The organism is Streptomyces sp. NPDC001204 (assembly GCF_053598035.1).
The window spans coordinates 140,604-163,312 of record NZ_JBSFJL010000003.1; the positions used below are offsets into that span (position 1 = coordinate 140,604).

Annotated in this window: 17 protein-coding genes and 1 pseudogene; 14 read left to right on the top strand and 4 right to left on the bottom strand. The window is 70.3% G+C overall.

Going from position 1 to position 22,709, the window contains the following annotated elements; genetic code table 11:
• Window positions 1-298: 298 nt before the first annotated feature.
• The 3 genes from metH to ACWC91_RS06090 all read left to right on the top strand — a co-directional run bounded on the left by metH (window position 299) and on the right by ACWC91_RS06090 (window position 6,781).
• Window positions 299-3,817 carry a methionine synthase gene (gene metH, locus ACWC91_RS06080; RefSeq protein WP_450644225.1) on the top strand — a complete coding sequence of 1,173 codons (3,519 nt, stop codon included), beginning with the start codon at window positions 299-301 and terminating at the stop codon, window positions 3,815-3,817.
• Between the two features lie 237 nt (window positions 3,818-4,054).
• On the top strand, window positions 4,055-4,756 hold the full coding sequence (locus ACWC91_RS06085; protein WP_225076123.1) for an HAD family hydrolase: 702 nt from the start codon (window positions 4,055-4,057) through the stop codon (window positions 4,754-4,756).
• A 420-nt stretch (window positions 4,757-5,176) separates the two neighbouring features.
• Window positions 5,177-6,781 carry an ABC transporter substrate-binding protein gene (locus tag ACWC91_RS06090; RefSeq protein ID WP_225076124.1) on the top strand — a complete coding sequence of 535 codons (1,605 nt, stop codon included), beginning with the start codon at window positions 5,177-5,179 and terminating at the stop codon, window positions 6,779-6,781.
• Between the two features lie 89 nt (window positions 6,782-6,870).
• Here the strand turns inward: ACWC91_RS06090 and ACWC91_RS06095 are convergent, their stop codons facing one another.
• Both ACWC91_RS06095 and ACWC91_RS06100 read right to left on the bottom strand, forming a co-directional pair.
• Window positions 6,871-7,542, bottom strand: a complete 672-nt coding sequence (locus tag ACWC91_RS06095) for a response regulator (RefSeq protein WP_225076125.1) — start codon at window positions 7,540-7,542, stop codon at window positions 6,871-6,873.
• A gap of 14 nt (window positions 7,543-7,556) precedes the next feature.
• On the bottom strand, window positions 7,557-8,453 hold the full coding sequence (locus tag ACWC91_RS06100) for a RecB family exonuclease (protein WP_281154460.1): 897 nt from the start codon (window positions 8,451-8,453) through the stop codon (window positions 7,557-7,559).
• 519 nt (window positions 8,454-8,972) lie between these two features.
• Between ACWC91_RS06100 and ACWC91_RS06105 the strand changes: the two genes are divergently transcribed.
• The 3 genes from ACWC91_RS06105 to ACWC91_RS06115 all read left to right on the top strand — a co-directional run bounded on the left by ACWC91_RS06105 (window position 8,973) and on the right by ACWC91_RS06115 (window position 12,291).
• Window positions 8,973-10,565 carry a site-2 protease family protein gene (locus ACWC91_RS06105; RefSeq protein WP_225076295.1) on the top strand — a complete coding sequence of 531 codons (1,593 nt, stop codon included), beginning with the start codon at window positions 8,973-8,975 and terminating at the stop codon, window positions 10,563-10,565.
• Window positions 10,566-10,615: 50 nt separating this feature from the next.
• Complete coding sequence (locus ACWC91_RS06110) at window positions 10,616-11,518, top strand: tRNA (adenine-N1)-methyltransferase (RefSeq protein WP_225076126.1); 903 nt, start codon at window positions 10,616-10,618, stop codon at window positions 11,516-11,518.
• Window positions 11,519-11,691: 173 nt separating this feature from the next.
• Entirely contained in the window at window positions 11,692-12,291 is a 600-nt protein-coding gene (locus ACWC91_RS06115; RefSeq protein ID WP_450642041.1) for a hypothetical protein, read from the top strand.
• Between the two features lie 36 nt (window positions 12,292-12,327).
• Here the strand turns inward: ACWC91_RS06115 and ACWC91_RS06120 are convergent, their stop codons facing one another.
• Window positions 12,328-12,633, bottom strand: a complete 306-nt coding sequence (locus tag ACWC91_RS06120) for a ferredoxin (RefSeq protein ID WP_225076128.1) — start codon at window positions 12,631-12,633, stop codon at window positions 12,328-12,330.
• Window positions 12,634-12,876: 243 nt separating this feature from the next.
• Here ACWC91_RS06120 and arc point away from each other — a divergent pair, with 243 nt between their 5' ends.
• The 6 genes and pseudogenes from arc to prcA all read left to right on the top strand — a co-directional run bounded on the left by arc (window position 12,877) and on the right by prcA (window position 18,838).
• A complete protein-coding gene (gene arc / locus ACWC91_RS06125) occupies window positions 12,877-14,643 on the top strand; it encodes a proteasome ATPase (RefSeq protein ID WP_225076129.1) in 1,767 nt (588 codons plus the stop codon).
• A 232-nt stretch (window positions 14,644-14,875) separates the two neighbouring features.
• A complete protein-coding gene (dop, locus tag ACWC91_RS06130) occupies window positions 14,876-16,387 on the top strand; it encodes a depupylase/deamidase Dop (RefSeq protein WP_172633017.1) in 1,512 nt (503 codons plus the stop codon).
• 180 nt (window positions 16,388-16,567) lie between these two features.
• Window positions 16,568-16,786, top strand: coding sequence for a ubiquitin-like protein Pup (locus ACWC91_RS06135; RefSeq protein ID WP_225076130.1), 219 nt, complete (start codon window positions 16,568-16,570; stop codon window positions 16,784-16,786).
• Between the two features lie 250 nt (window positions 16,787-17,036).
• Window positions 17,037-17,229, top strand: a pseudogene (locus tag ACWC91_RS06140) (endonuclease domain-containing protein); the annotation flags it as partial.
• Window positions 17,181-18,026, top strand: coding sequence for a proteasome subunit beta (prcB, locus tag ACWC91_RS06145; RefSeq protein ID WP_225076131.1), 846 nt, complete (start codon window positions 17,181-17,183; stop codon window positions 18,024-18,026). The pseudogene ACWC91_RS06140 and the gene prcB, both read left to right, overlap by 49 nt.
• A gap of 59 nt (window positions 18,027-18,085) precedes the next feature.
• A complete protein-coding gene (gene prcA, locus ACWC91_RS06150) occupies window positions 18,086-18,838 on the top strand; it encodes a proteasome subunit alpha (protein WP_141362525.1) in 753 nt (250 codons plus the stop codon).
• 83 nt (window positions 18,839-18,921) lie between these two features.
• Here the strand turns inward: prcA and ACWC91_RS06155 are convergent, their stop codons facing one another.
• Window positions 18,922-19,938, bottom strand: coding sequence for a LacI family DNA-binding transcriptional regulator (locus ACWC91_RS06155; protein WP_225076132.1), 1,017 nt, complete (start codon window positions 19,936-19,938; stop codon window positions 18,922-18,924).
• Between the two features lie 120 nt (window positions 19,939-20,058).
• Between ACWC91_RS06155 and ACWC91_RS06160 the strand changes: the two genes are divergently transcribed.
• Together ACWC91_RS06160 and pafA are read left to right on the top strand one after the other, a co-directional pair.
• Window positions 20,059-21,327: an MFS transporter gene (locus ACWC91_RS06160; RefSeq protein WP_225076133.1), complete on the top strand. Its 1,269-nt coding sequence runs from the start codon at window positions 20,059-20,061 to the stop codon at window positions 21,325-21,327.
• Between the two features lie 9 nt (window positions 21,328-21,336).
• Complete coding sequence (gene pafA / locus ACWC91_RS06165) at window positions 21,337-22,698, top strand: Pup--protein ligase (protein WP_225076134.1); 1,362 nt, start codon at window positions 21,337-21,339, stop codon at window positions 22,696-22,698.
• Window positions 22,699-22,709: the final 11 nt, after the last annotated feature.

Genomic DNA, 22,709 nt, shown 5'->3' on the forward strand with positions numbered 1-22,709 from the left:
CCGTCCTGCCTCCGTCCCCTTCGACCGCCGGCGGACGACTCTCGTCGTGGCGCCCGTTCGGCAATGCCGAACACTACCGCTCCGTGCCGATCCCCCGCCAATGGTCGGCCGTCACCTGTGGCGCGACCCCGCCACCCGGGGTGTTCCGGCCGTCATCCTCGTCCGCTTGGTGGACGCCGTGACCGTCAGGGGCCGGTCCCGGCTACCCTGGCGGCGTGCGCCTCGCCCGGGCAGCGCCGTGCTCGCTCCCGGGAACGCGCAAAGCCGACAGCCGTCGCACCCCCAAGGGAGCCCCTTCATGGCCTCGTTGCCGCCGACCCCTTCCGCCGACAGCCGGACCCGTGCGTCCGCCCTGCGCGAGGCACTCGCCACCCGTGTGGTGGTCGCCGACGGAGCGATGGGCACCATGCTTCAGGCCCAGGAGCCCTCGCTGGACGACTTCCAGCAGCTGGAGGGCTGCAACGAGGTCCTGAACGTCACCCGCCCCGACATCGTCCGTTCGGTCCACTCCGCCTACTTCGAGGTCGGCGTGGACTGCGTGGAGACCAACACGTTCGGGGCCAACCTGACCGCCCTGGGCGAGTACGACATCGCCGAGCGGGTCGCCGAGCTGTCCGAGGCCGGCGCCCGGATCGCCCGTGAGGCGGCGGACGCGTTCACCGCCGCGGACGGCCGCCCCCGCTGGGTGCTGGGCTCCATGGGCCCGGGTACGAAGCTGCCGACGCTCGGCCACACCACCTTCGCCGCCATCCGCGACGCCTACCGGCAGAACGCCGAGGGACTGCTCGCCGGAGGCGCGGACGCGCTGCTGGTGGAGACCACCCAGGACCTGCTCCAGACCAAGGCCTCCGTCATCGCCGCCCGCCGTGCGATGGAGACCGCCGGGTACGAGGTCCCGCTGATCGTGTCGGTGACGGTGGAGACGACCGGCACCATGCTGCTGGGCTCGGAGATCGGCGCCGCGCTGACGGCGCTGGAGCCGCTGGGCGTCGACATGATCGGCCTGAACTGCGCCACCGGCCCCGCCGAGATGAGCGAGCACCTGCGCTACCTGTCCCGGCACGCGCGCGTCCCGCTGTCGTGCATGCCGAACGCCGGTCTCCCCGTGCTGACCAAGGACGGCGCGCACTACCCGCTGACGGCGCCGGAGCTGGCCGACGCACAGGGCCACTTCGTCCGCGACTACGGACTGTCCCTGGTGGGCGGCTGCTGCGGCACCACGCCGGAGCACCTGCGCCAGGTGGTCGAGCGGGTGCGGGACCTGTCCCCGGTGGAGCGCCGCCCGCGCCCGGAGCCGGGCGCGGCCTCCCTGTACCAGACCGTGCCCTTCCGCCAGGACACGTCCTACCTGGCGATCGGCGAGCGGACGAACGCCAACGGGTCGAAGAAGTTCCGTGAGGCCATGCTCGAGGGCCGCTGGGACGACTGCGTGGAGCTGGCGCGCGAGCAGATCCGCGAGGGCGCGCACATGCTGGACCTGTGCGTGGACTACGTCGGCCGGGACGGGGTCGCGGACATGCGGGAGCTGGCGGGCCGGTTCGCCACGGCCTCGACGCTGCCGATCGTGCTGGACTCCACCGAGGTGGACGTGATCCGGGCCGGGCTGGAGCAGCTGGGCGGCCGCGCGGTGATCAACTCGGTGAACTACGAGGACGGCGACGGACCCGAGTCGCGGTTCGCGCGGGTGACGGCCCTGGCGCGGGAGCACGGGGCGGCGCTGATCGCGCTGACCATCGACGAGGAGGGCCAGGCCCGTACCGCCGAGAAGAAGGTGGAGATCGCCGAGCGGCTGATCGCGGACCTGACCGGCAACTGGGGCATCCGTGAGGAGGACATCCTCGTCGACTGCCTGACCTTCACCATCTGCACCGGCCAGGAGGAGTCCCGGGGCGACGGTGTGGCCACCATCGAGGGCATCCGGGAGCTGAAGCGGCGGCACCCGGAGGTGCAGACGACGCTGGGCCTTTCGAACATCTCCTTCGGTCTGAACCCGGCCGCCCGGATCCTGCTGAACAGCGTGTTCCTGGACGAGTGCGTCAAGGCGGGCCTGGACTCGGCGATCGTGCACGCCAGCAAGATCCTGCCGATCGCCCGCTTCGACGAGGAGCAGGTCACCACCGCGCTCGACCTGATCCACGACCGCCGCCGCGAGGGCTACGACCCGCTGCAGAAGCTCATGCAGCTCTTCGAGGGCGCCACGGCGAAGTCGCTGAAGGCCGGCAAGGCCGAGGAACTGGCCGCGCTGCCGCTGGAGGAGCGGCTGAAGCGGCGGATCATCGACGGCGAGAAGAACGGCCTGGAGCAGGACCTGGACCAGGCCCTGGAGACGCGCAAGGCCCTGGACATCGTCAACGACACCCTGCTGGACGGCATGAGGGTGGTCGGTGAGCTGTTCGGCTCCGGGCAGATGCAGCTGCCGTTCGTGCTCCAGTCGGCCGAGGTGATGAAGAACGCGGTCGCCCACCTGGAGCCGCACATGGAGAAGACCGACGAGGCGGGCAAGGGCACGATCGTGCTGGCGACCGTACGCGGTGATGTGCACGACATCGGCAAGAACCTCGTCGACATCATCCTGTCCAACAACGGCTACAACGTGGTCAACCTGGGCATCAAGCAGCCGGTCTCGGCGATCCTGGAGGCGGCCGAGGAGCACCGGGCCGACGTGATCGGCATGTCCGGGCTGCTGGTGAAGTCCACGGTGATCATGAAGGAGAACCTGGAGGAGCTCAACGCCCGCGGCCTGGCGACCGGCTACCCGGTCATCCTCGGCGGCGCCGCCCTGACCCGCGCCTATGTCGAACAGGACCTGCACGAGCTGTACGACGGGGAGGTCCGCTACGCCCGCGACGCGTTCGAGGGCCTGCGCCTGATGGACGCCCTGATCGGGGTCAAGCGGGGCGTGCCCGGGGCGAAGCTGCCCGAACTCCGGCAGCGCCGGGTGCGGGCCGCCACCGCCCAGGCGGACGAGGAGCAGCGGCCCGAGGAGGGGCACGTCCGCTCCGACGTGGCCACCGACAACCCGGTCCCCGAGCCGCCGTTCTGGGGAACGCGGGTGATCAAGGGCATCCAGCTCAAGGAGTACGCGTCCTGGCTGGACGAGGGCGCCCTGTTCAAGGGCCAGTGGGGGCTCAAGCAGGCCCGCACCGGCTCCGGGCCCACCTACGAGGAACTCGTCGAGAGCGAGGGCCGGCCCCGGCTGCGCGGCCTGCTGGAGAGGCTCCAGACGGACGGCCTGCTGGAGGCCGCGGTGGTCCACGGCTACTTCCCCTGCGTGTCCAAGGACGACGACCTGATCATCCTGGACGACCAGGGCAACGAGCGCACCCGCTTCACCTTCCCCCGCCAGCGCCGCGGCCGCCGGCTGTGCCTGGCGGACTTCTTCCGCCCGGAGGAGTCGGGGGAGAGGGACGTGGTCGGCTTCCAGGTCGTCACCGTCGGCTCGAGGATCGGCGAGGAGACCGCGCGGCTGTTCGCCGCCGACTCCTACCGCGACTATCTGGAGCTGCACGGGCTGTCCGTGCAGCTGGCCGAGGCGCTCGCCGAGTACTGGCACGCCCGGGTGCGCGCCGAGCTGGGCTTCGCAGGTGAGGACCCCGCCGACATCGAGGACATGTTCGCCCTGAAGTACCGGGGCGCCCGGTTCTCCCTCGGCTACGGCGCCTGCCCCGACCTGGAGGACCGTGCCAAGATCGCCGACCTCCTCCGCCCCGAGCGGATCGGCGTCCACCTGTCCGAGGAGTTCCAGCTCCACCCCGAGCAGTCCACCGACGCCATCGTGATCCACCACCCGGAGGCCAAGTACTTCAACGCCCGCTGACCCGGGGATTCCCCTGGTCACCGGCACGGTCGAGAGGTCCTGCGGGCCCCAGCGGAGGGCAGCGGTCCGTCGGACCGGCCGTCCTCGCGCGCAACCCCGGTGCCGTCGTGCGCCGATGCCGTTGCGGGCGGTTCGTGCGGGCATTTCGGTTGTGGGCGTCGTACAATTGTCGGTCCATCGCAGGCCGGTTCCCCGTGTGGGAACCGGCCTGATCGTCCCTCAAGGAGGTATGCGCGGATGACCAGCACGGTACCGGCGCTCGGAACCCGTATGGCCGAAGGCTCAGCCTTGCAGGCCGTGCTCCTGGACATGGACGGAACCCTGGTGGACACCGAGGGCTTCTGGTGGGACGTCGAGGTGGAGGTGTTCGCCGCCCTCGGACACAGGCTCGACGACTCCTGGAGACACGTCGTCGTCGGTGGCCCCATGACCCGCAGCGCGGGCTTCCTCATCGAGGCCACCGGCGCCGCCGTCACCCTCGCCGAGGTCACCACCCTGCTGAACGAGGGCTTCGAGGCCCGTATCGACGGCGCGCTGCCCCTGATGCCGGGCGCCGCACGGCTGCTGGCCGAACTGTCCGAGCAGCGGATCCCCACCGCCCTGGTCTCCGCCTCCCACCGCCGCATCATCGACCGGGTCCTGACCTCGCTCGGCCCCCAGCACTTCGCCCTGTCCGTGGCCGGCGACGAGGTCCTGCGCACCAAGCCGCACCCCGACCCCTACCTGCTGGCCGCCGCGGGCCTCGGCGCGGACCCCACCCGGTGCGCCGTCATCGAGGACACCGCCACCGGAGTCGCCGCGGCGGAGGCCGCCGGCTGCCGGGTCGTCGCCGTCCCCTCGGTCGCCCCCATCCCCCCGGCCTTCCGGCGGACCGTCGTCCCCACTCTCGAAGACGTGGACCTGTCATTTCTGCGCGGCCTGATGACAGAAATGCGCTAACCGTTCACCCAGCGTGCCAAGTCCCGTGGAAAAGGCCTGCGAACCGGATGTCCGAGCGAATTCAAAGCTCGCCGTATGGCCGAATTCCGGCAGCCGTTCCCCTACTTGTGCGTGTGACGTTCCCCACTCGCCGGGGGGTCGACAACGGGTCCGGGGCGTGCTGTCCGCCCCCTCTCGGGTGTCGTGCGCGCGCCCTTGTGTCCCGTTTGGTGGAACGCTGCACGAATCCTTCCGGCGACGGGTTTCCGGTCCGTCCGCACCCGGTTCCGCTGCGTGATGGGAGCTCAACTCCGGTGGCCGCGAACGGTCCTGCGAGGGAGGACTAATCTCGTCGCGAGAACATCGACCCTGCCCCCGTGATCCGTCGCAACACCCTGCATGCCGGATACACGGACAAGACAGCTCTGGAGAAACTCGAGCATGAACCGCAAGACTTTGGTGCTGCCGGCCGTGGTCGGTCTGCTCGCGCCGGTACTCGCCGCGTGCGGCGGTTCCGACAGCGGCAGCAAGAGCGGCGACGCCATCGTCGTCGGCACCACGGACCGGTTCACCGCTTCGCAGGACGCCCCGGCGCCCGTCGACCCGGCGTACGCCTACGACGTCGGTACCTGGAACATCCTGCGCCAGACCGTGCAGACCCTGATGATCCAGCCCAAGGGCGACGGCGACCCCGTCCCGGAGGCGGCCGAGAAGTGCGGCTTCACGGACAGCGGCAACGAGCGTTACGCCTGCACCCTGCGTGAGGGCCTGAAGTTCGCCAGCGGCGAGCCCATCACCGCGGCCGACGTGAAGTTCTCCGTCGACCGCGCCATCTCCATCAACGCGGACAGCGGCGTGTCCGGCCTGCTCTCCACCGTGGACACCGTGGAGACCCAGGGCGACCGTGAGGTCATCTTCCACCTCAACACGGCCGACGCCATCTTCCCGTACAAGCTGTCGACGCCCGTCGCGGGCATCGTCAACCCCAAGGACTACGAGAAGGACAAGCTCCGCGACGGCTTCGCCGTGGACGGCTCCGGCCCGTACACCCTGAAGGCCAACGTCAAGAACGGCGAGATGGTCGACGGGGTCTTCACCAAGAACCCCAACTACCAGGGGACGTTGAAGCTCAACAACGACAAGGTGCAGATCCGCTCCTTCGCGGACGCCGACACCATGGGCGACGCGCTGGACAAGGGCGACATCGACGTCATGACCCGCAGCATGTCGCCCGAGCAGATCCGCACGCTGTCGGCCGCCAAGGACAGCAAGGTCGGCATCGTCGAGACGGCCGGCCTGGAGATCCGCTACCTGGCCTTCAACACCGACGCCCCGACGGTGAAGACCAAGGCCGCGCGTGAGGCCATGGCCCAGATCATCAACCGCAGCGAACTCGTCTCCGAGGTCTACGGCACCCAGGCCGAGCCGCTGTACTCGATGGTCCCGGCCACCATCACCGGTCACTCCAACTCCTTCTTCAACCGGTACGGCGACCCCAGCGTGACCAAGGCCCGTTCGCTGCTGGAGAAGGCCGGTGTCACCACCCCGGTGAAGCTGACGATGCACTACACGACGGACCACTACGGGCCTGCCACCAAGAAGGAGTTCGAGATCCTTCGGCAGCAGCTCAACGGCAGCGGTCTGTTCGAGGTCGACATCCAGGGCACCCCCTGGGACACCTTCCGCCCGGCGGAGAAGAAGGGCGAGTACGACGTCTACGGCATGGGCTGGTTCCCCGACTTCCCGGACGCCGACAACTACCTGGCGCCGTTCCTCGACAAGGGCAACACCCTCAACACCCCCTACGCCAACAACGAGATCCGCGACATCCTGATCCCGAAGTCCCGTCGCCAGGCCGACCGGCTCTCCGCTTCCACCAGCCTGACGGACATTCAGGACATCGTCGCCAGCGAGGTCCCGCTGATCCCGCTCTGGCAGGGCAAGCAGTACGTCGCCGCCCGCGACAACATCACGGGCACGGCGTACGCCCTCAACTCCTCGGCGACGCTTCAGCTGTGGGAGCTCGGCCGCGGTGTGGGCGGCTGATCCGCCACCATCCCCACGGCGAAGGGCGCCCCTCCCGGTCTTCCGGGAGGGGCGCCCTTCGCCGTTGCCTTGCCTTGCGGGGGCCGCCGCTACTGCGCGCCGGGGCGCACCAGTCCGCTCTCGTACGCGTACACCGCGGCCTGCACGCGGTCGCGCAGCCCCAGCTTCGTCAGTACGTGCCCGACATGCGTCTTGACGGTCGTCTCGCTGACGAACAGATCGGCGGCGATCTCCGCGTTGGACAAGCCGCGCGCCACCAGCTTCAGCACCTCCACCTCACGGTCGGTGAGGGTGTGCAGCGTGTCCGGCACCGGCTCCTCCCCGGAGGGCAGATGCGTGGCGTACTTGTCCAGCAGCCGGCGCGTGATGCTCGGCGCCAGCATCGCCTCGCCGGCCGCGACCACGCGGATCGCCTGCACCAGCTCGTTGGCGGGCGCGTCCTTGAGCAGGAAGCCGCTCGCGCCGGCGCGCAGCGCCTCCACCACGTACTCGTCGAGGTCGAAGGTGGTGAGGACCAGCACCTTCGCCGGACCGTTCCGTTCCGGTCCGGTGATCTGCCGGGTCGCCTCGACGCCGTCCATCCGCGGCATGCGGATGTCCATCAGCACCACGTCGGGCTGAAGGGCCCGCACCTGGTCCAGGGCCTGCAGGCCGTCTCCGGCCTCGCCCACGACCGCGATGTCCTGCTCGGCCTCCAGGATCATCCGGAACCCGGTGCGCAGCAGCGGCTGGTCGTCGACCAGTAGGACGCGGATGGCCACGTGAGTCTCCTTCGCTAGTCCGGCCCCATTCTGCCCTGCGCCGTCGTGCCGGACTCCGCCGCCCTCACCGGCAGCGGGTAGGGCGGGGGAGTGCCGCCGAACTCCGGGCAGTGGGCCTGGTGGTCGCACCAGCCGCACAGCTTGGTGGGGCGCGGCCGCCAGTCACCGGTCTCGGTGGCCAGCCGGATCGCCTCCCACAGCGCCAGCAGCTTGCGCTCCACCCGCTCCAGGTCGGCGGGGACCGGGTCGTAGGTCAGTACGTCGCCGCTGCCCAGGTACACCAGTTGCAGCCGCCGCGGGAGGACCCTCTTCAGCCGCCACACCACCAGGGCGTAGAACTTCATCTGGAACAGCGCGCCCTCGGCGTACTCGGGGCGGGGCGCCTTGCCCGTCTTGTAGTCGACGATCCGCACCTCGCCCGTGGGCGCCACGTCCACCCGGTCGATGATCCCGCGCAGCGTCAGCCCCGAGTCCAGCTCCGCCTCGACGAACAGCTCCCGCTCGGCGGGCTCCAGCCGCGTCGGGTCCTCCAGCGTGAACCAGCGCTCCACCAGCCGCTCCGCCTCCGCCAGCCAGCGCGCCAGCCGCTCGCCGTCGGTGTCGTCCGCGAACAGCTCCACCAGCTCGGGCCGCGCCTCGCGCAGCCGCTGCCACTGGCCCGGGACCAGTTCCTTGGCCCGTGGCGCGGTCCGCTCCCCGGCGGGCGCGTCGAACAGCCGCTCCAGTACGGCGTGCACCAGCGTGCCCCGCGTCGCGGCCTCACTCGGCTTCTCCGGCAACCGGTCGATCACCCGGAACCGGTACAGCAACGGACACTGCATGAAGTCCCCGGCCCGCGAGGGAGACAGTGAACTGGGCGGTGCGACAGCCCGGCGGCCCTCCACGCCCGAGCCCCCGTCGCCACCCGGCACGTCCGCACCCGGCGCCGCAGCCGCCTCGCTTCCGCCCGGCGCCGCGTCATCCGCCACGGGACGGCCGACGACCTCGTCGCGCACATCCGCTCCACCGCCGCTCGCACCGCCCGCGGCCGCAGGGCCCGCGTCGCCTCCGCCGGCCACCGCAGCGTGCGCCGCGCCGGTCGTCGTGCCCTGCCCGGCGGCCGCCTGTGCGGGGACCGTCGTCCGCGCCGCGTTCGGCGGCCGGGCCGACTCCGGCTCGGGCTGCAACTCGGCGGCCCGCGGCGCGCTGTGGCGTGACCGGGCCGGTCCGACGTCGCCGTGCGGGGTGCCGGGCTCGCCCTCCGTGCTCGTCTCCATGCACCAGACCCTACGACCCACCACTGACAGTGACCCGGGGACGGTCATGTTGTGCGCGAAGCGGGGAAAACACATTGGGGTGCCGGGCGTGACCGGTTGCCACGGCCGCATACCATCGACCCGAGACCTTCCGGCCGTCAGGCACGGAAGATGTGCTTCGAACGAGGGGACACCGTGGACGTGAGCGGCGGGAGCGGACAGCCGCGTTCCGGCAAGGACGAGTCGGCAGATCGCCGCACGGGCCCGGTGGACCCGGCCCCCGACTCCGTGGGCCCGGGCGCCGAGCCGGCCGACGCGGCCCCGCCCGAGCCGGCCTCGCCGACCGCCGCCCCTGCCCCCGCGGCGGAGGGCGGGACGGAGGAGACGGAGGAGCGGGACCGTTCCGGCGACACCCCGTCGGAGCCGCCCGTCACCGACGACGCCCACCCTGACGCCCACCCCGAGCGCGGCTACGCCCACGGCGGCGACCCGGCCGCCGGACGCGAAGCCGGTACCCGTCCCGAGGGTGCCGCCGACGCTCCCGGCGACCGCACGCGTCCCGAGTCCCACCACGACCGCGCTCTCGCCCGTTCCGGCACCGGACAGGAGCCGCCGCGGCGCCCGAGCGACCTCAGGGGCGGGCTCCTCATGGGGCGGCCCTTCGGGGTGCCCGTGTACGTGGCGCCCAGTTGGTTCCTCGTGGCCGCGCTGATCACCTGGGTGTTCGGCGGACAGCTCGACCGGGTGCTGCCCGAACTCGGTGCGGCCCGCTACCTCGTCGCCCTGTTCTTCGCGGTCGCCTTCTACGGCTCCGTCCTCGTCCACGAGCTCGCCCACACCATCGCCGCCCTCCGCTTCAAGCTCCCGGTCCGGCGTATCCAGCTCCAGTTCTTCGGCGGCGTCTCCGAGATCGAGAAGGAGGCCGAGACCCCCGGCCGCGAGTTCGTCCTGGCCTTCGTCGGCCCGCTGCTGTCGCTGATCCTCGCCGGTGTCTTCTACGCCGCCCTGCGGCCCCTCGAGCGCGGCACGGTCGCCGGTGTCCTGCTGGCCGGCCTGATGATCTCGAACCTCATCGTCGCCGCCTTCAATCTGCTGCCCGGTCTGCCCCTCGACGGCGGCCGCATGCTCCGCGCCGTCGTCTGGAAGATCACCGGCAGGCCGATGAGCGGAACCGTCGCCGCCGCCTGGGTCGGCCGCGCGCTCGCGGTCGCCGTCCTGATCGGACTGCCCCTGGTCACCCAGTCCGGCGCCCTCGGCCCCACCGCCGAGGACAGCGTCGGCATGGGCACCGTCACCAACGCCCTGCTCGCCGCCATCCTGGCCGCGATCATCTGGACCGGCGCCGGCAACAGCCTGCGCATGGCCCGGCTGCGCGAGCACCTCCCCGAACTGCGCGCCCGTGCCCTCACCCGCCGTGCCGTACCGGTCGAGGGCAACACCTCCCTGGCCGAGGCCCTGCGCCGCGCCAACACCGCCGGCGCCCGCGCCCTGGTCGTCGTCGACGGCCACGGTGAGCCGCTCTCCCTCGTCCGCGAGTCCGCCATCGTCGGCGTACCCGAACACCGCCGCCCCTGGGTCTACGCCAGCGAACTCGCCCAGGAGCTCACCGACGGCATGCGCGTCTCCGCCGAACTCGCCGGAGAGGACCTCCTCGACGTGCTGCGCGCCACCCCGGCGACCGAGTACCTCGTGGTGGAGGAGTCCGGCGAGATCTACGGCGTGCTGTCCGCGGCCGACGTGGAGCGCGCCTTCGTGAAGGCCATGGCCCGCCCCTCGGCCTCCGCGTAGGGCCCGTCAGCGTGGTCGGAGGGCCCGTCGGGGACCGGTAGGCTGGTCACATGTCCGAACCGACCGGTGCCGCCCGCCGCCGCGGGCCCTTCAAGGTCGGGGACCAGGTACAGCTGACCGACCCCAAGGGCCGCCACTACACGTTCACGCTCGAAGCAGGGAAGAACTTCCACACCCACAAGGGTTCCTTCCCGCACGACGAACTGATCGGCGCACCCGAGGGCAGCGTTGTCCGCACCACCGGCAACGTCGCCTACCTCGCGCTGCGCCCCCTGCTCCCCGACTACGTCCTGTCCATGCCCCGCGGGGCAGCCGTCGTCTACCCCAAGGACGCGGGGCAGATCCTCGCCTTCGCCGACATCTTCCCCGGCGCACGCGTCGTGGAGGCCGGTGTCGGCTCCGGCTCGCTCAGCAGCTTCCTGCTGCGGGCCATCGGCGACCAGGGCATGCTGCACAGCTACGAGCGCCGCGCCGACTTCGCCGAGATCGCGCAGGCGAACGTGGAACGCTACTTCGGCGGCCCGCACCCCGCCTGGCAGCTCACGGTCGGAGACCTCCAGGACAACCTCTCCGACACCGACGTCGACCGCGTCATCCTCGACATGCTCGCCCCGTGGGAGTGCCTGGAGGCCGTCTCCAAGGCGCTCGTCCCCGGCGGCATCCTGTGCTGCTACGTCGCGACGACCACCCAGCTCGCCCGGACCGTGGAGTCCATCCGCGAGATCGGCTGCTTCAACGAGCCGACCGCCTGGGAGACGATGATCCGCAACTGGCACATCGAGGGCCTGGCAGTCCGCCCGGACCACCGCATGATCGGCCACACCGGCTTCCTGCTCACCGCCCGCCGGCTCGCGGACGGCGTCGAGCCGCCCATGCGCCGCCGCCGGCCCGCGAAGGGCGCCTACGGCGAGGACTACGAGGGCCCCAACGCCGACGGCGGCTCCGCCCGCTGACGCGTCCCGCCACGCACGCAACACACGGGCGCCGTGGCGGAGTTCCCGGCAACCACCGGGAACTCCGCCACGGTGCCCTCACGTTGACCCCACCCCGCCGTTCCCCCGCACTGTGACGTGTGGCACGATGCTGGCCACCCCCACCGGCACAGCCCTCGCAGGAGATGCTCCTAGTGCAGCAATCCGCCGTTCCGGAACTGGCCCACACGCACACCAGCCCCATCCACTGGATGGCCACCGCCACCGCGGTCGCCGGTGTGGTCGCCCTCTCCTCGTTCGTGCAGCCCGGGTCGGCCACGGCCGCCCAGCCGCAGGGCATCCGCGCGAACTCCGCCCCCGCCACCGCGCCGGCCCCGAGCACCACCGGCGTGACCTTCCCGATCGACTGCGGCCCGGTGCGGGCCGTGGTGGCGAAGAAGGCCTCCGGTGACCTCGACGGGGACGGCAGACCGGAGACGGTGGCCGTCGTGCACTGCGACGCCACCATGGGCACCCCGCCCGACGCCGTCTACGTCCTGACCCAGGCCGCCGGCGCCGCCGAGCCCCGCGTGGTCGCCACCCTCGTCGAGGCCAAGGACCGGTACTCGGTCACGGACTTCGCCGTCCGCGACGGCGCCGTGACCGCGACCCTGCTCGGCTACTCCTCGCCCGACGTGCCGAATTGCTGCCCCGACCTCAAGGACAGCGTGAAGTGGCAGTGGCAGAACGGCGCGTTCGTCCGCTCCGCGGACGCCGGGGCTCGCGGTGTCCGACCAGTTTCCCTGAAAATGTGAGAAAACAGACAATGGTGACGCGTCGCGCCGAAGCGGTCACTCCGCGTCAGGTCCGTACACCTCGACCCTGTCCGAAACGCGGCGCACGTGGATGCACTCGCCGGGGCACTCCTTGACCGAGTCCACCACGTCCGTGAGAAGCGGGAGCGGCACGGGCGTTGCTGCTCCCGCCTCCTGAAGGAGCTCGTCCTCCGGGCTCTTCACATAGGCCAGACCGTCGATGTCCAGCTCGAAGACCTCCGGCGCGTACTGCGCGCAGATGCCGTCGCCGGTACACAGGTCCTGGTCGATCCAGACCTCCAGTGCCTCGCCACCGTCCGAGGTCTGCTGCTGCACGGTCATCTCTCCTGCCGTATCACGTCGAGCCGTACGGGAATCCGGCCAGCTCTGACGGGTGTTGAACGTGTCGACCCTACCTCTGCCCGCTTTCCAATCATGTTCGGTGGGTATTCCCCTGGCGTGAGGGAGAGCGCAAGGGTGAAGATCGGACACACCCCGACAGTCTTTGTGATCTAGGGGTTTCAATCGACACCCACCCAGGTAGGGTCTGGAAGCGTCCAGCTCCCCTTGGAGGAGGTGAGGACCGTGGCAGCCCACGACGACGACATGAACCGCGGCATCCGCCCGGGACGCGGGTCCGACGACCCGGCCGGGCAGATCGCCTACCTTGAGCAGGAGATCGCCGTCCTGCGCCGCAAGCTCGCCGACTCTCCGCGTCACACGAGGATTCTCGAAGAGCGGATCGTCGAGTTGCAGACCAACCTGGCCGGCGTGTCCGCGCAGAACGAACGCCTCGCGAACACGCTCCGCGAGGCCCGCGACCAGATCGTGGCCCTCAAGGAAGAGGTCGACCGGCTCGCCCAGCCGCCGGCCGGCTTCGGGGTCTTCCTTCAGGCCCTCGAGGACGGCACCGCCGACATCTTCACCGGCGGCCGCAAGCTCCGGGTGAACGTCAGCCCCAGTGTCGAGCTCGACGAGCTCCGGCGCGGCCAGGAAGTGATGCTCAACGAGGCGCTCAACGTGGTCGAGGCCATGGAGTTCGAGCGCGTCGGCGACATCGTCACCCTCAAGGAGATCCTCGAGGACGGCGAGCGGGCCCTGGTGCTCGGGCACACCGACGAGGAGCGGGTGGTACGGCTCGCCGAGCCGCTGCTGGACGTCACCATCCGCCCCGGCGACGCGCTCCTGCTCGAACCCAGGTCCGGCTACGTCTACGAGGTCGTGCCCAAGAGCGAGGTCGAGGAACTCGTCCTCGAAGAGGTGCCCGACATCGGCTACGAGCAGATCGGCGGCCTCGGCAACCAGATCGAGGCCATCCGCGACGCCGTGGAGCTGCCGTACCTCTACCCGGACCTGTTCAAGGAGCACGAGCTGCGCCCGCCGAAGGGCGTCCTGCTCTACGGGCCTCCCGGATGCGGCAAGACACTCATCGCCAAGGCCGTCGCGAACTCGCTCGCCAAGAAGGTCGCCGAGGTCACCGGGCAGGCGGCGGGCAAGAGCTTCTTCCTGAACATCAAGGGCCCGGAGCTGCTGAACAAGTACGTCGGCGAGACCGAGCGGCAGATCCGGCTCGTCTTCCAGCGTGCCCGGGAGAAGGCCGGCGAGGGCACCCCCGTGATCGTCTTCTTCGACGAGATGGAGTCCCTCTTCCGCACCCGGGGCTCCGGTGTCAGCTCGGACGTGGAGAACACCATCGTCCCCCAGCTGCTCGCCGAGATCGACGGTGTCGAAGGCCTGCAGAACGTGGTCGTGATCGGCGCCTCCAACCGCGAGGACATGATCGACCCGGCCATCCTGCGGCCCGGCCGCCTCGATGTGAAGATCAAGATCGAGCGTCCGGACGCCGAGGCGGCGAAGGACATCTTCGGGAAGTACCTCACCGAGCGCCTCCCGCTGCACTCGGACGACCTCGCGGAACACGGCGGCGCCAAGGACGCCACGGTCCAGGGCATGATCCAGACCGCGGTGGAACACATGTACGCCGAAACCGAGGAGAACCGCTTCCTGGAGGTCACCTACGCCAACGGTGACAAGGAAGTCCTCTACTTCAAGGACTTCAACTCCGGCGCCATGATCGAGAACATCGTCGGCCGCGCCAAGAAGATGGCGATCAAGGACTTCCTCGAGAAGAACCAGAAGGGTCTGCGCGTCTCCCACCTGCTCCAGGCCTGCGTGGACGAGTTCAAGGAGAACGAGGACCTGCCCAACACCACCAACCCGGACGACTGGGCCCGGATCTCCGGAAAGAAGGGCGAGCGGATCGTCTACATCCGCACCCTCATCACCGGAAAGCAGGGCGCGGACACCGGACGCTCCATCGACACGGTGGCGAACACCGGTCAGTACCTGTAAATGCAGGGTGGCTGCGGGTGCCCTCCACGGGGTACCCGCAGTCGGCCGTTTCCGGGCCACGCATGGAGCAGGCAATGACGCAAATGATCTCCCCACCAGCGCAAAGGCGTTCTAGGCTCTTTCGTACCGCCGGGTTGCGCAGTGCGGGGACGGGCACCGCACAGGCACCCGGGCATCAGCGGTACTTGAGCGACGCCCACGACCGAGGGCGCCGCCGGGCAAGGAGGGCCGCATGACCGTACGGCGAGTAATGGGCATCGAGACGGAGTACGGGATCTCCGTCCCCGGCCACCCCAATGCCAATGCCATGCTCACCTCATCCCAGATCGTCAACGCCTACGCGGCGGCCATGCACCGGGCGCGCCGGGCCCGCTGGGACTTCGAGGAGGAGAATCCGCTGCGGGACGCCCGGGGCTTCGACCTCGCCCGCGAGGCGGCCGACGCCAGCCAGCTCACCGACGAGGACATCGGGCTGGCCAACGTCATCCTCACCAATGGCGCACGGCTCTACGTCGACCATGCCCACCCGGAGTACAGCGCGCCCGAGGTGACCAACCCGCGCGACGCCGTCCTGTGGGACAAGGCCGGCGAACGGATCATGGCCGAGGCCGCGGAGCGGGCGGCCCAGCTGCCCGGCGCGCAGCCGATCCACCTCTACAAGAACAACACCGACAACAAGGGCGCCTCCTACGGCACGCACGAGAACTACCTGATGAAGCGGGAGACCGCCTTCTCCGACATCGTGCGCCACCTCACGCCCTTCTTCGTCTCCCGCCAGGTCATCACGGGCGCCGGCCGTGTCGGCGTGGGCCAGGACGGCCACGAGCACGGCTTCCAGCTCAGCCAGCGGGCGGACTACTTCGAGGTCGAGGTCGGCCTGGAGACCACACTCAAGCGGCCGATCATCAACACGCGCGACGAGCCCCACGCCGACGCGGAGAAGTACCGGCGCCTGCATGTGATCATCGGCGACGCCAACCTCTCCGAGATCTCCACCTACCTCAAGCTGGGCACGACCGCCCTGGTCCTGTCCATGATCGAGGACGGCTTCATCGCCGTCGACCTGGCCGTCGACCAGCCCGTACGCACGCTTCACCAGGTCTCGCACGACCCGGGCCTCAAGCGCCTCATCACACTGCGCAGCGGCCGGACACTGACCGCGGTGCAGCTCCAGATGGAGTACTACGAGCTGTCGCGCAAGTACGTGGAGGAGCGGTTCGGCGCGGACGCCGACGAGCAGACCAAGGACGTGCTGTCCCGCTGGGAGGACACGCTCAACCGGCTCGAGAACGACCCCATGAGCCTGGCCGGCGAGCTGGACTGGGTCGCCAAGCGGGAGCTCATGGAGGGCTACCGGCGCCGTGACGGCCTCGACTGGGACGCCGCCCGTCTCCATCTCGTCGACCTCCAGTACGCGGACGTACGCCCCGACAAGGGCCTGTACAACCGTCTGGTGGCCCGGGGCCGCATCAAGCGCCTGCTGGACGAGACCGAGGTGGACCGGGCCCGCAGGAAGCCGCCGGAGGACACGCGCGCGTACTTCCGCGGCCGCTGCCTGGAGCAGTACGCCGACGACGTCGCCGCGGCCTCCTGGGACTCGGTGATCTTCGATCTGCCGGGCCGGGACTCGCTCCAGCGCGTCCCAACCCTGGAACCGCTTCGCGGAACGCGTAATCACGTCAAAGAGCTCCTCGACCGCTGCCGTACCGCCGAAGACCTGGTCAGGGTGCTTTCCGGCGGCTGAGCGGATCCCGGACCGGGCGGGTCATCCAGGGTGGAAATCCCCGCCGCCGGGAATCATCGAGGTGGCCCTCGTACGTTGGAGAAAGTGCGGGGCCGATGTCGGACCCGGCTTGTAGGGTCGGAACATCACCGATCGGCCGTAATGGCGACCATGTCGGGCGAACTGAGCGGGGTGAGGGTTATGGCAACGAAGGACACCGGCGGCGGGCAGCAGAAGGCCACGCGTTCCACCGAGGAGATCGAGGAACAGTCCCAGGACGCACAGGCCACGGACGACCTCAAGGAACGCCACGAGAAGCTGAGCGACGACGTGGACTCCGTCCTCGACGAGATCGACGACGTACTCGAGGAGAACGCAGAGGACTTCGTGCGGTCCTTCGTGCAAAAGGGTGGTCAGTAAACGCCCGATAAGCGGTCGGTAAGCCGCTTCTTCCTTCGATTCCTTCGCGTCCTTGGATTTCCCGGGTCCCTTGGAATCCCTGGTTCTCCCGGGGGCGAAGAATCGAAAGGAAGGCGCGTGGAGCGGTGGCGAACGAGCCGGTTGGCGAGGAGCTGCGTGCGGTGCGGTGAGGCCGTGCCGCGCGCGGCCTTCGTTTCCGGGGCCCGGCCGCCCGCGCGGGGTCTAGGGGCTCCGCGGGAGCAGCTTCAGGGCTTCCGCCGTTCATGTGGATCACCGCCGCGAGGCGGGTAGGGTCCGTGGCGTACTGTGCATCAACTGCAACTCCGGCCTCGGCCTGTTGAGGGACGATCCCGAAGCGGTGGACCGAGCTGCCGACCTACCCGGAAGGAAACGCGTGGAAGCCAACACTCGTAGCACCGGGCGTCTACCGGCCGCCTTCCTGACGCCTGGGTCCGCCTCGTTCATGGACTTTCTCGCCGAGCACCAGCCGGAGCTGCTGCCGGGGAAGCGGCGGCTGCCGCCGACCCAGGGCGTGGTCGAGGCGCCGCACGGCACCACCATCGTGGCGACGACCTTCCCGGGCGGTGTCGTCCTGGCCGGTGACCGGCGGGCGACGATGGGGAACGTGATCGCGCAGCGGGACATCGAGAAGGTGTTCCCGGCGGACGAGTACTCGGCCGTCGGCATCGCCGGCACCGCCGGTCTGGCGGTGGAGATGGTGAAGCTGTTCCAGCTGGAGCTGGAGCACTTCGAGAAGGTCGAGGGGACGCAGCTCTCGCTGGAGGGCAAGGCGAACCGGCTGTCGACCATGATCCGCTCCAACCTGGGCATGGCCATGCAGGGTCTGGCCGTGGTCCCGCTCTTCGCGGGGTACGACCTGGACCGCGAGAAGGGCCGGATCTTCTCCTACGACGTGACGGGCGGCCGTTCCGAGGAGCACGGCTTCGCGGCCACGGGTTCCGGCTCGATCTTCGCGCGCGGCGCGATGAAGAAGCTCTTCCGGGAGGACCTGACCGAGGCCGAGGCCACGACGCTGGTGGTCCAGGCCCTGTACGACGCGGCAGACGACGACTCGGCGACCGGTGGTCCCGATGTCGCCCGCCGGATCTATCCGATCGTCACCGTGATCACCGAGGACGGATTCCGCAGGCTCACCGAGGACGAGTCCTCGGAGATCGCCCGCTCGGTGCTCCAGCGGCGCCTGGAACAGCCGGACGGCCCGCGGGCCGCGCTGCTGTAGCCGGCGCCCGGATCTTGTTCGGTGATCCAGTGACTTCTACAGAAAGGGACGGATAACCGGTGTCGACGCCGTTCTATGTATCACCCCAGCAGGCCATGGCCGACCGGGCGGAGTACGCCCGCAAGGGCATCGCCCGTGGCCGCAGCCTGGTCGTGCTGCAGTACGCCGACGGAATCGTGTTCGTCGGTGAGAACCCGTCCCGCGCGCTGCACAAGTTCAGCGAGATCTACGACCGGATCGCGTTCGCGGCCGCCGGCAAGTACAACGAATACGAGAACCTGCGCATCGGCGGCGTCCGCTACGCCGACCTGCGCGGTTACACCTACGACCGGGACGACGTGACCGCCCGCGGCCTGGCGAACGTGTACGCCCAGACGCTGGGCACGATCTTCTCCAGCGCCGCCGAGAAGCCGTACGAGGTGGAGCTGGTGGTCGCCGAGGTGGGGGAGACCCCGGACGGCGACCAGATCTACCGGCTGCCGCACGACGGCTCGATCGTGGACGAGCACGGCTCGGTCGCGGTCGGCGGCAACGCCGAGCAGATCAGCGGCTACCTGGACCAGCGCCACCGGGACGGCATGTCGCTGGCGGAGGCGCTGAAGCTGGCCGTGCAGGCCCTGTCCCGCGACACCAACGGGAGCGAGCGGGAGATCCCCGCCGAGCGCCTGGAGGTGGCGGTGCTGGACCGTACGCGCCCGCAGAAGCGCAAGTTCAAGCGCATCGTGGGCCGTCAGCTGGGCAGGCTGCTCGAGGCCGACGGCGCGGCGACCGAGGCGGAGAGCGCCGAGGAGGACGGCTCCGAGGAGAAGTAGTCCCGCTCCGCAGCCCCGTTCCCGGGTGCCCCGGCCTGCCTGGAGGGCCGGGGCACCGGGCGTTTTCAGGGCGCCGGGCGGTTTCAGGAGGGGGCGGGCGGCGCCGTGGAGCCCCGTACCACGAGTTCCACGGGGATGTCCCCGCCGACGGGAGCACGGCCCTCCAGAACGGCCAGCAGGGCGTGCATGCCCCGCTCGCCGAACAGCTCGGCGTCCAGCCGCACGGTGGTGAGCTCGGGGTCGATGGCGGTGGCCAGGGCGAGGTCGTCGAGGCCGGTGACGGACGCGTCGTCGGGCACGCGCAGGCCGAGGCGGCGCAGCGCCTTGTAGGCGCCCGCGGCGAGCTTGTCGTCGTCGCAGACCAGCGCGGTGGGCCGGGGCCCGGGCTCGCTCAGGGCGGCCTCGGTGGCGGCCCTGGCGTCCTCGATGGAGATGGGGGCGCGGGCGGTGCGCACCGAGGTGCCGGGCACCGCGCCCACCCGGGTGCCGAGCTCCCTGGCCCGCACCTCGAAGGTCCAGGAGGCCACGTCCGCCGCGAGGTGCAGGAAGCGCCGGTGACCGAGCCCGAGCAGGTGGTCGGCGACCTGGCGTACGCCGTCGGCGATGTCCAGGTTGACGGTCGCGGCGCCCAGGCTGCCCGCGGGATCGCTGTCCAGCATGACCAGCGGCAGCTGGTCGCCGCGGATCGGGGTGAGCGCGTCGGCGGCCATGGAGGAGGCGATCACGCCGTCCAGCGCCGCCTGGGCCGAGGCGAACGGGTTCCGGGCCGGGCCGATGCCCTCGGGGGAGGGGTAGAGGACGACGCCGAAGCCGTGCTCGGCGGCGACGCGGGCGGCGCCGGTGTAGACGCCGGCGAAGAACTCGGTGGTCAGCGCGGGGACGACCAGGAGCACGGTCCGGGTGCGGCCGAGGCGCAGGTTGCGGGCGGCGAGGTTGGGCCGGTAGCCGAGTTCCTCGGCCGCCCGGCGCACCCGTTCGGCGGTCGCCTGCGACACCCGGCCGCGCCACTTGTCGCCGAGGACCAGGGAGACGGCGGCCTGGGACACCCCGGCGGCGTGCGCGACGTCACGGCTGGTGGGGCGCGTGCTGCTTCGTGCCACCGCGGGGACGCTCCTTCGTCTGGACTGGTGAACAGCGCACATGGTACGTATGACCGAGAACGTTATACGTAACACCAGAGGTTGCTCCAGCACCTCGGGCGAACCGGTGGAAGGCAGGCGATGGCCGTGGGATTCGGGGGATACCTGGAGATCCTCAGGGCGAGGCACGCCGCCCGGCTGCTGACCGGCACCCTCGTGGGGCGGCTGCCCAACGCCACCGCGGCGATCGCCATCGTGCTGTTCGTCCGCGCGGAGGGCGGCACGTACAGCCTCGCGGGGGCGCTGGCGGCGGTGTACGGCGTGGCCAACGCGGTGGGCCAGCCCGTGCTCGGGCGCCTGGTGGACCTGTACGGACAGCCCCGCGTCCAGCTGCCCGGCGCGCTCGCCGCGGCGCTGGCGATGACGGTCTTCGCCCTGACCGGCACCCAGCCGCCCGCCGTGGCGTACACGGCCGTGGCGGCGGCCGGGCTCTTCACCCCGCCGCTGGAGGGCGGGCTGCGGGCGCTGTGGCCCTCGGTGCTGCGCAGGGACGACCAGGTGCACACGGCGTACGCGATGGACGCCGTGGCGCAGGAAGTGATGTTCACCGTCGGCCCGTTGCTCGTGACCCTCTGCGTCTCGCTGTGGTCGGCGCAGGCGGCGCTGGTGGTGCTGAACGCCGTCGGCGTACTGGGCGCGCTGTCCGTGGTCGTCTCGCAGCCCTCGCGGGCCTGGCGTTCGGCGCCCCGGGAGGCGCACTGGCTGGGCGCGCTGCGCTCGCCCGGCCTGCTGGCGCTGCTCGGCGCGTTCCTCTTCGTCGGTGTCGCCATGGGCTCCATCACGGTGGCGGCGGTGCCCTACGCCGACGACCACGGCGGAGACGCGGTCTACGGCTGGCTGATGGCCGCCCTGGGGCTGGGCGCGCTGGTCGGCGGCGCCGTCTACGGCGCGCGCCAGTGGGCCGGTGCGCCCGAGCGGCGACTGCGCCTGCTGGTGGGTCTTCTGGCGGTGTGTTACCTGCCGCTGCTGCTGATGCCCGGGGCGGTGGCCATGGTGGCGCTGACGGTGCTGGCCGGGGTGTTCCTGGCGCCCTGCATCGCCTGCGCGTTCATCATCGTGGACCGGCACGCGCCGGCCGGCACGGTGACGGAGGCCTTCTCCTGGCTGGTGACGACGTTCACCGTGGGCGCGTCCGTCGGAACGGGTGTCGCGGGCCCGGTGGTCGAGGCGGGTGGCGCGCTCTGGGGCTTCGCGGTGCCGGGCGTCGCCGGGGCCGTGTCGCTGCTGGTGTTGCTGGTCACCGGTCGGGTCCTCACAGCTCCCGTTGGGCGGGCGGTGGTTGCTGCTTCATCGGAAAATGATCCAAATCGTGCTGCCGAACCCCGTTTGAGCGCAGAGGATCGGGCGTAATGTTCAGTCATGGACCGCCGCATTTTCGGGCTGGAGAACGAGTACGGCGTCACGTGCACGTTCAGGGGACAGCGCCGCCTGTCGCCTGACGAGGTGGCGCGGTACCTCTTCCGCCGTGTCGTGTCATGGGGCCGCAGCAGCAATGTGTTTCTGCGAAACGGCGCCCGGCTCTATCTCGACGTGGGATCACACCCGGAATACGCGACACCCGAGTGTGACAATGTGATCGAACTGGTCACCCACGACAAGGCCGGCGAGCGCATTCTCGAAGGACTCCTGGTGGACGCGGAACGACGCCTGCACGAGGAGGGAATCGCGGGCGACGTCTACCTTTTCAAGAACAACACCGACTCGGCGGGCAACTCCTACGGCTGCCACGAGAACTATCTGGTGGCACGGCACGGAGAGTTCTCGCGTCTCGCGGACATCCTCATCCCGTTCCTGGTCACCAGGCAGCTGCTCTGCGGGGCGGGCAAGGTGCTGCAGACCCCGCGCGGGGCCGTGTACTGCGTGAGCCAGCGGGCCGAGCACATCTGGGAGGGCGTCTCCTCGGCGACCACCCGTTCGCGGCCCATCATCAACACCCGCGACGAGCCGCACGCGGACGCGGAGCGCTACCGGCGGCTGCACGTCATCGTCGGCGACTCCAACATGTCCGAGACGACGATGCTGCTCAAGGTGGGCGCGACCGACCTGGTGCTGCGCATGATCGAGGCGGGCACGGTGATGCGCGACCTGACCCTGGAGAACCCGATCCGGGCGATCCGCGAGGTCAGCCACGACATCACGGGCCGCCGCAAGGTGCGCCTGGCCAGCGGCCGGGAGGCCTCCGCGCTGGAGGTGCAGCGGGAGTACTACGAGAAGGCCGTGGACTTCTGCGAGCGGCGCGGTATCCGCACCGGCACGGTGGAGCAGGTGCTGGAGCTGTGGGGCCGTACTCTGGACGCGATCGAGACCGAGGACCTCGACCGCATCGGCACCGAGATCGACTGGGTGATGAAGTACAAGCTCATCGAGCGGTACCGGGCCAAGCACAACATGACCATGTCGCACCCGCGGGTCGCCCAGATAGACCTCGCCTACCACGACATCCACCGCCGTCGTGGCCTGTACTACCTGCTGGAGAAGAAGGGCCAAGCCACCCGGATCTGCAACGACTTGAAGATCTTCGAGGGCAAGTCGGTTCCCCCGCAGACCACTCGGGCACGGCTGCGCGGCGACTTCATCCGGCGGGCGCAGGAACAGCGCAGGGACTTCACCGTCGACTGGGTGCACCTGAAGCTCAACGACCAGGCACAGCGGACGGTGTTGTGCAAGGACCCGTTCCGTTCGGTGGACGACCGGGTGGAGAAGCTGATCGCCGGAATGTGAGCCCGGCGGGA

What these genes read in the sequence shown, in the direction of transcription:
- metH (WP_450644225.1), top strand. Translation starts at nt 299, where the DNA reads ATGGCCTCGTTGCCGCCGACCCCTTCCGCCGACAGCCGGACCCGTGCG.
- ACWC91_RS06085 (WP_225076123.1), top strand. Translation starts at nt 4,055, where the DNA reads ATGACCAGCACGGTACCGGCGCTCGGAACCCGTATGGCCGAAGGCTCA.
- ACWC91_RS06090 (WP_225076124.1), top strand. Translation starts at nt 5,177, where the DNA reads ATGAACCGCAAGACTTTGGTGCTGCCGGCCGTGGTCGGTCTGCTCGCG.
- ACWC91_RS06110 (WP_225076126.1), top strand. Translation starts at nt 10,616, where the DNA reads ATGTCCGAACCGACCGGTGCCGCCCGCCGCCGCGGGCCCTTCAAGGTC.
- ACWC91_RS06120 (WP_225076128.1), bottom strand. Translation starts at nt 12,633, where the DNA reads ATGACCGTGCAGCAGCAGACCTCGGACGGTGGCGAGGCACTGGAGGTC.
- dop (WP_172633017.1), top strand. Translation starts at nt 14,876, where the DNA reads ATGACCGTACGGCGAGTAATGGGCATCGAGACGGAGTACGGGATCTCC.
- ACWC91_RS06135 (WP_225076130.1), top strand. Translation starts at nt 16,568, where the DNA reads ATGGCAACGAAGGACACCGGCGGCGGGCAGCAGAAGGCCACGCGTTCC.
- ACWC91_RS06160 (WP_225076133.1), top strand. Translation starts at nt 20,059, where the DNA reads ATGGCCGTGGGATTCGGGGGATACCTGGAGATCCTCAGGGCGAGGCAC.
- pafA (WP_225076134.1), top strand. Translation starts at nt 21,337, where the DNA reads ATGGACCGCCGCATTTTCGGGCTGGAGAACGAGTACGGCGTCACGTGC.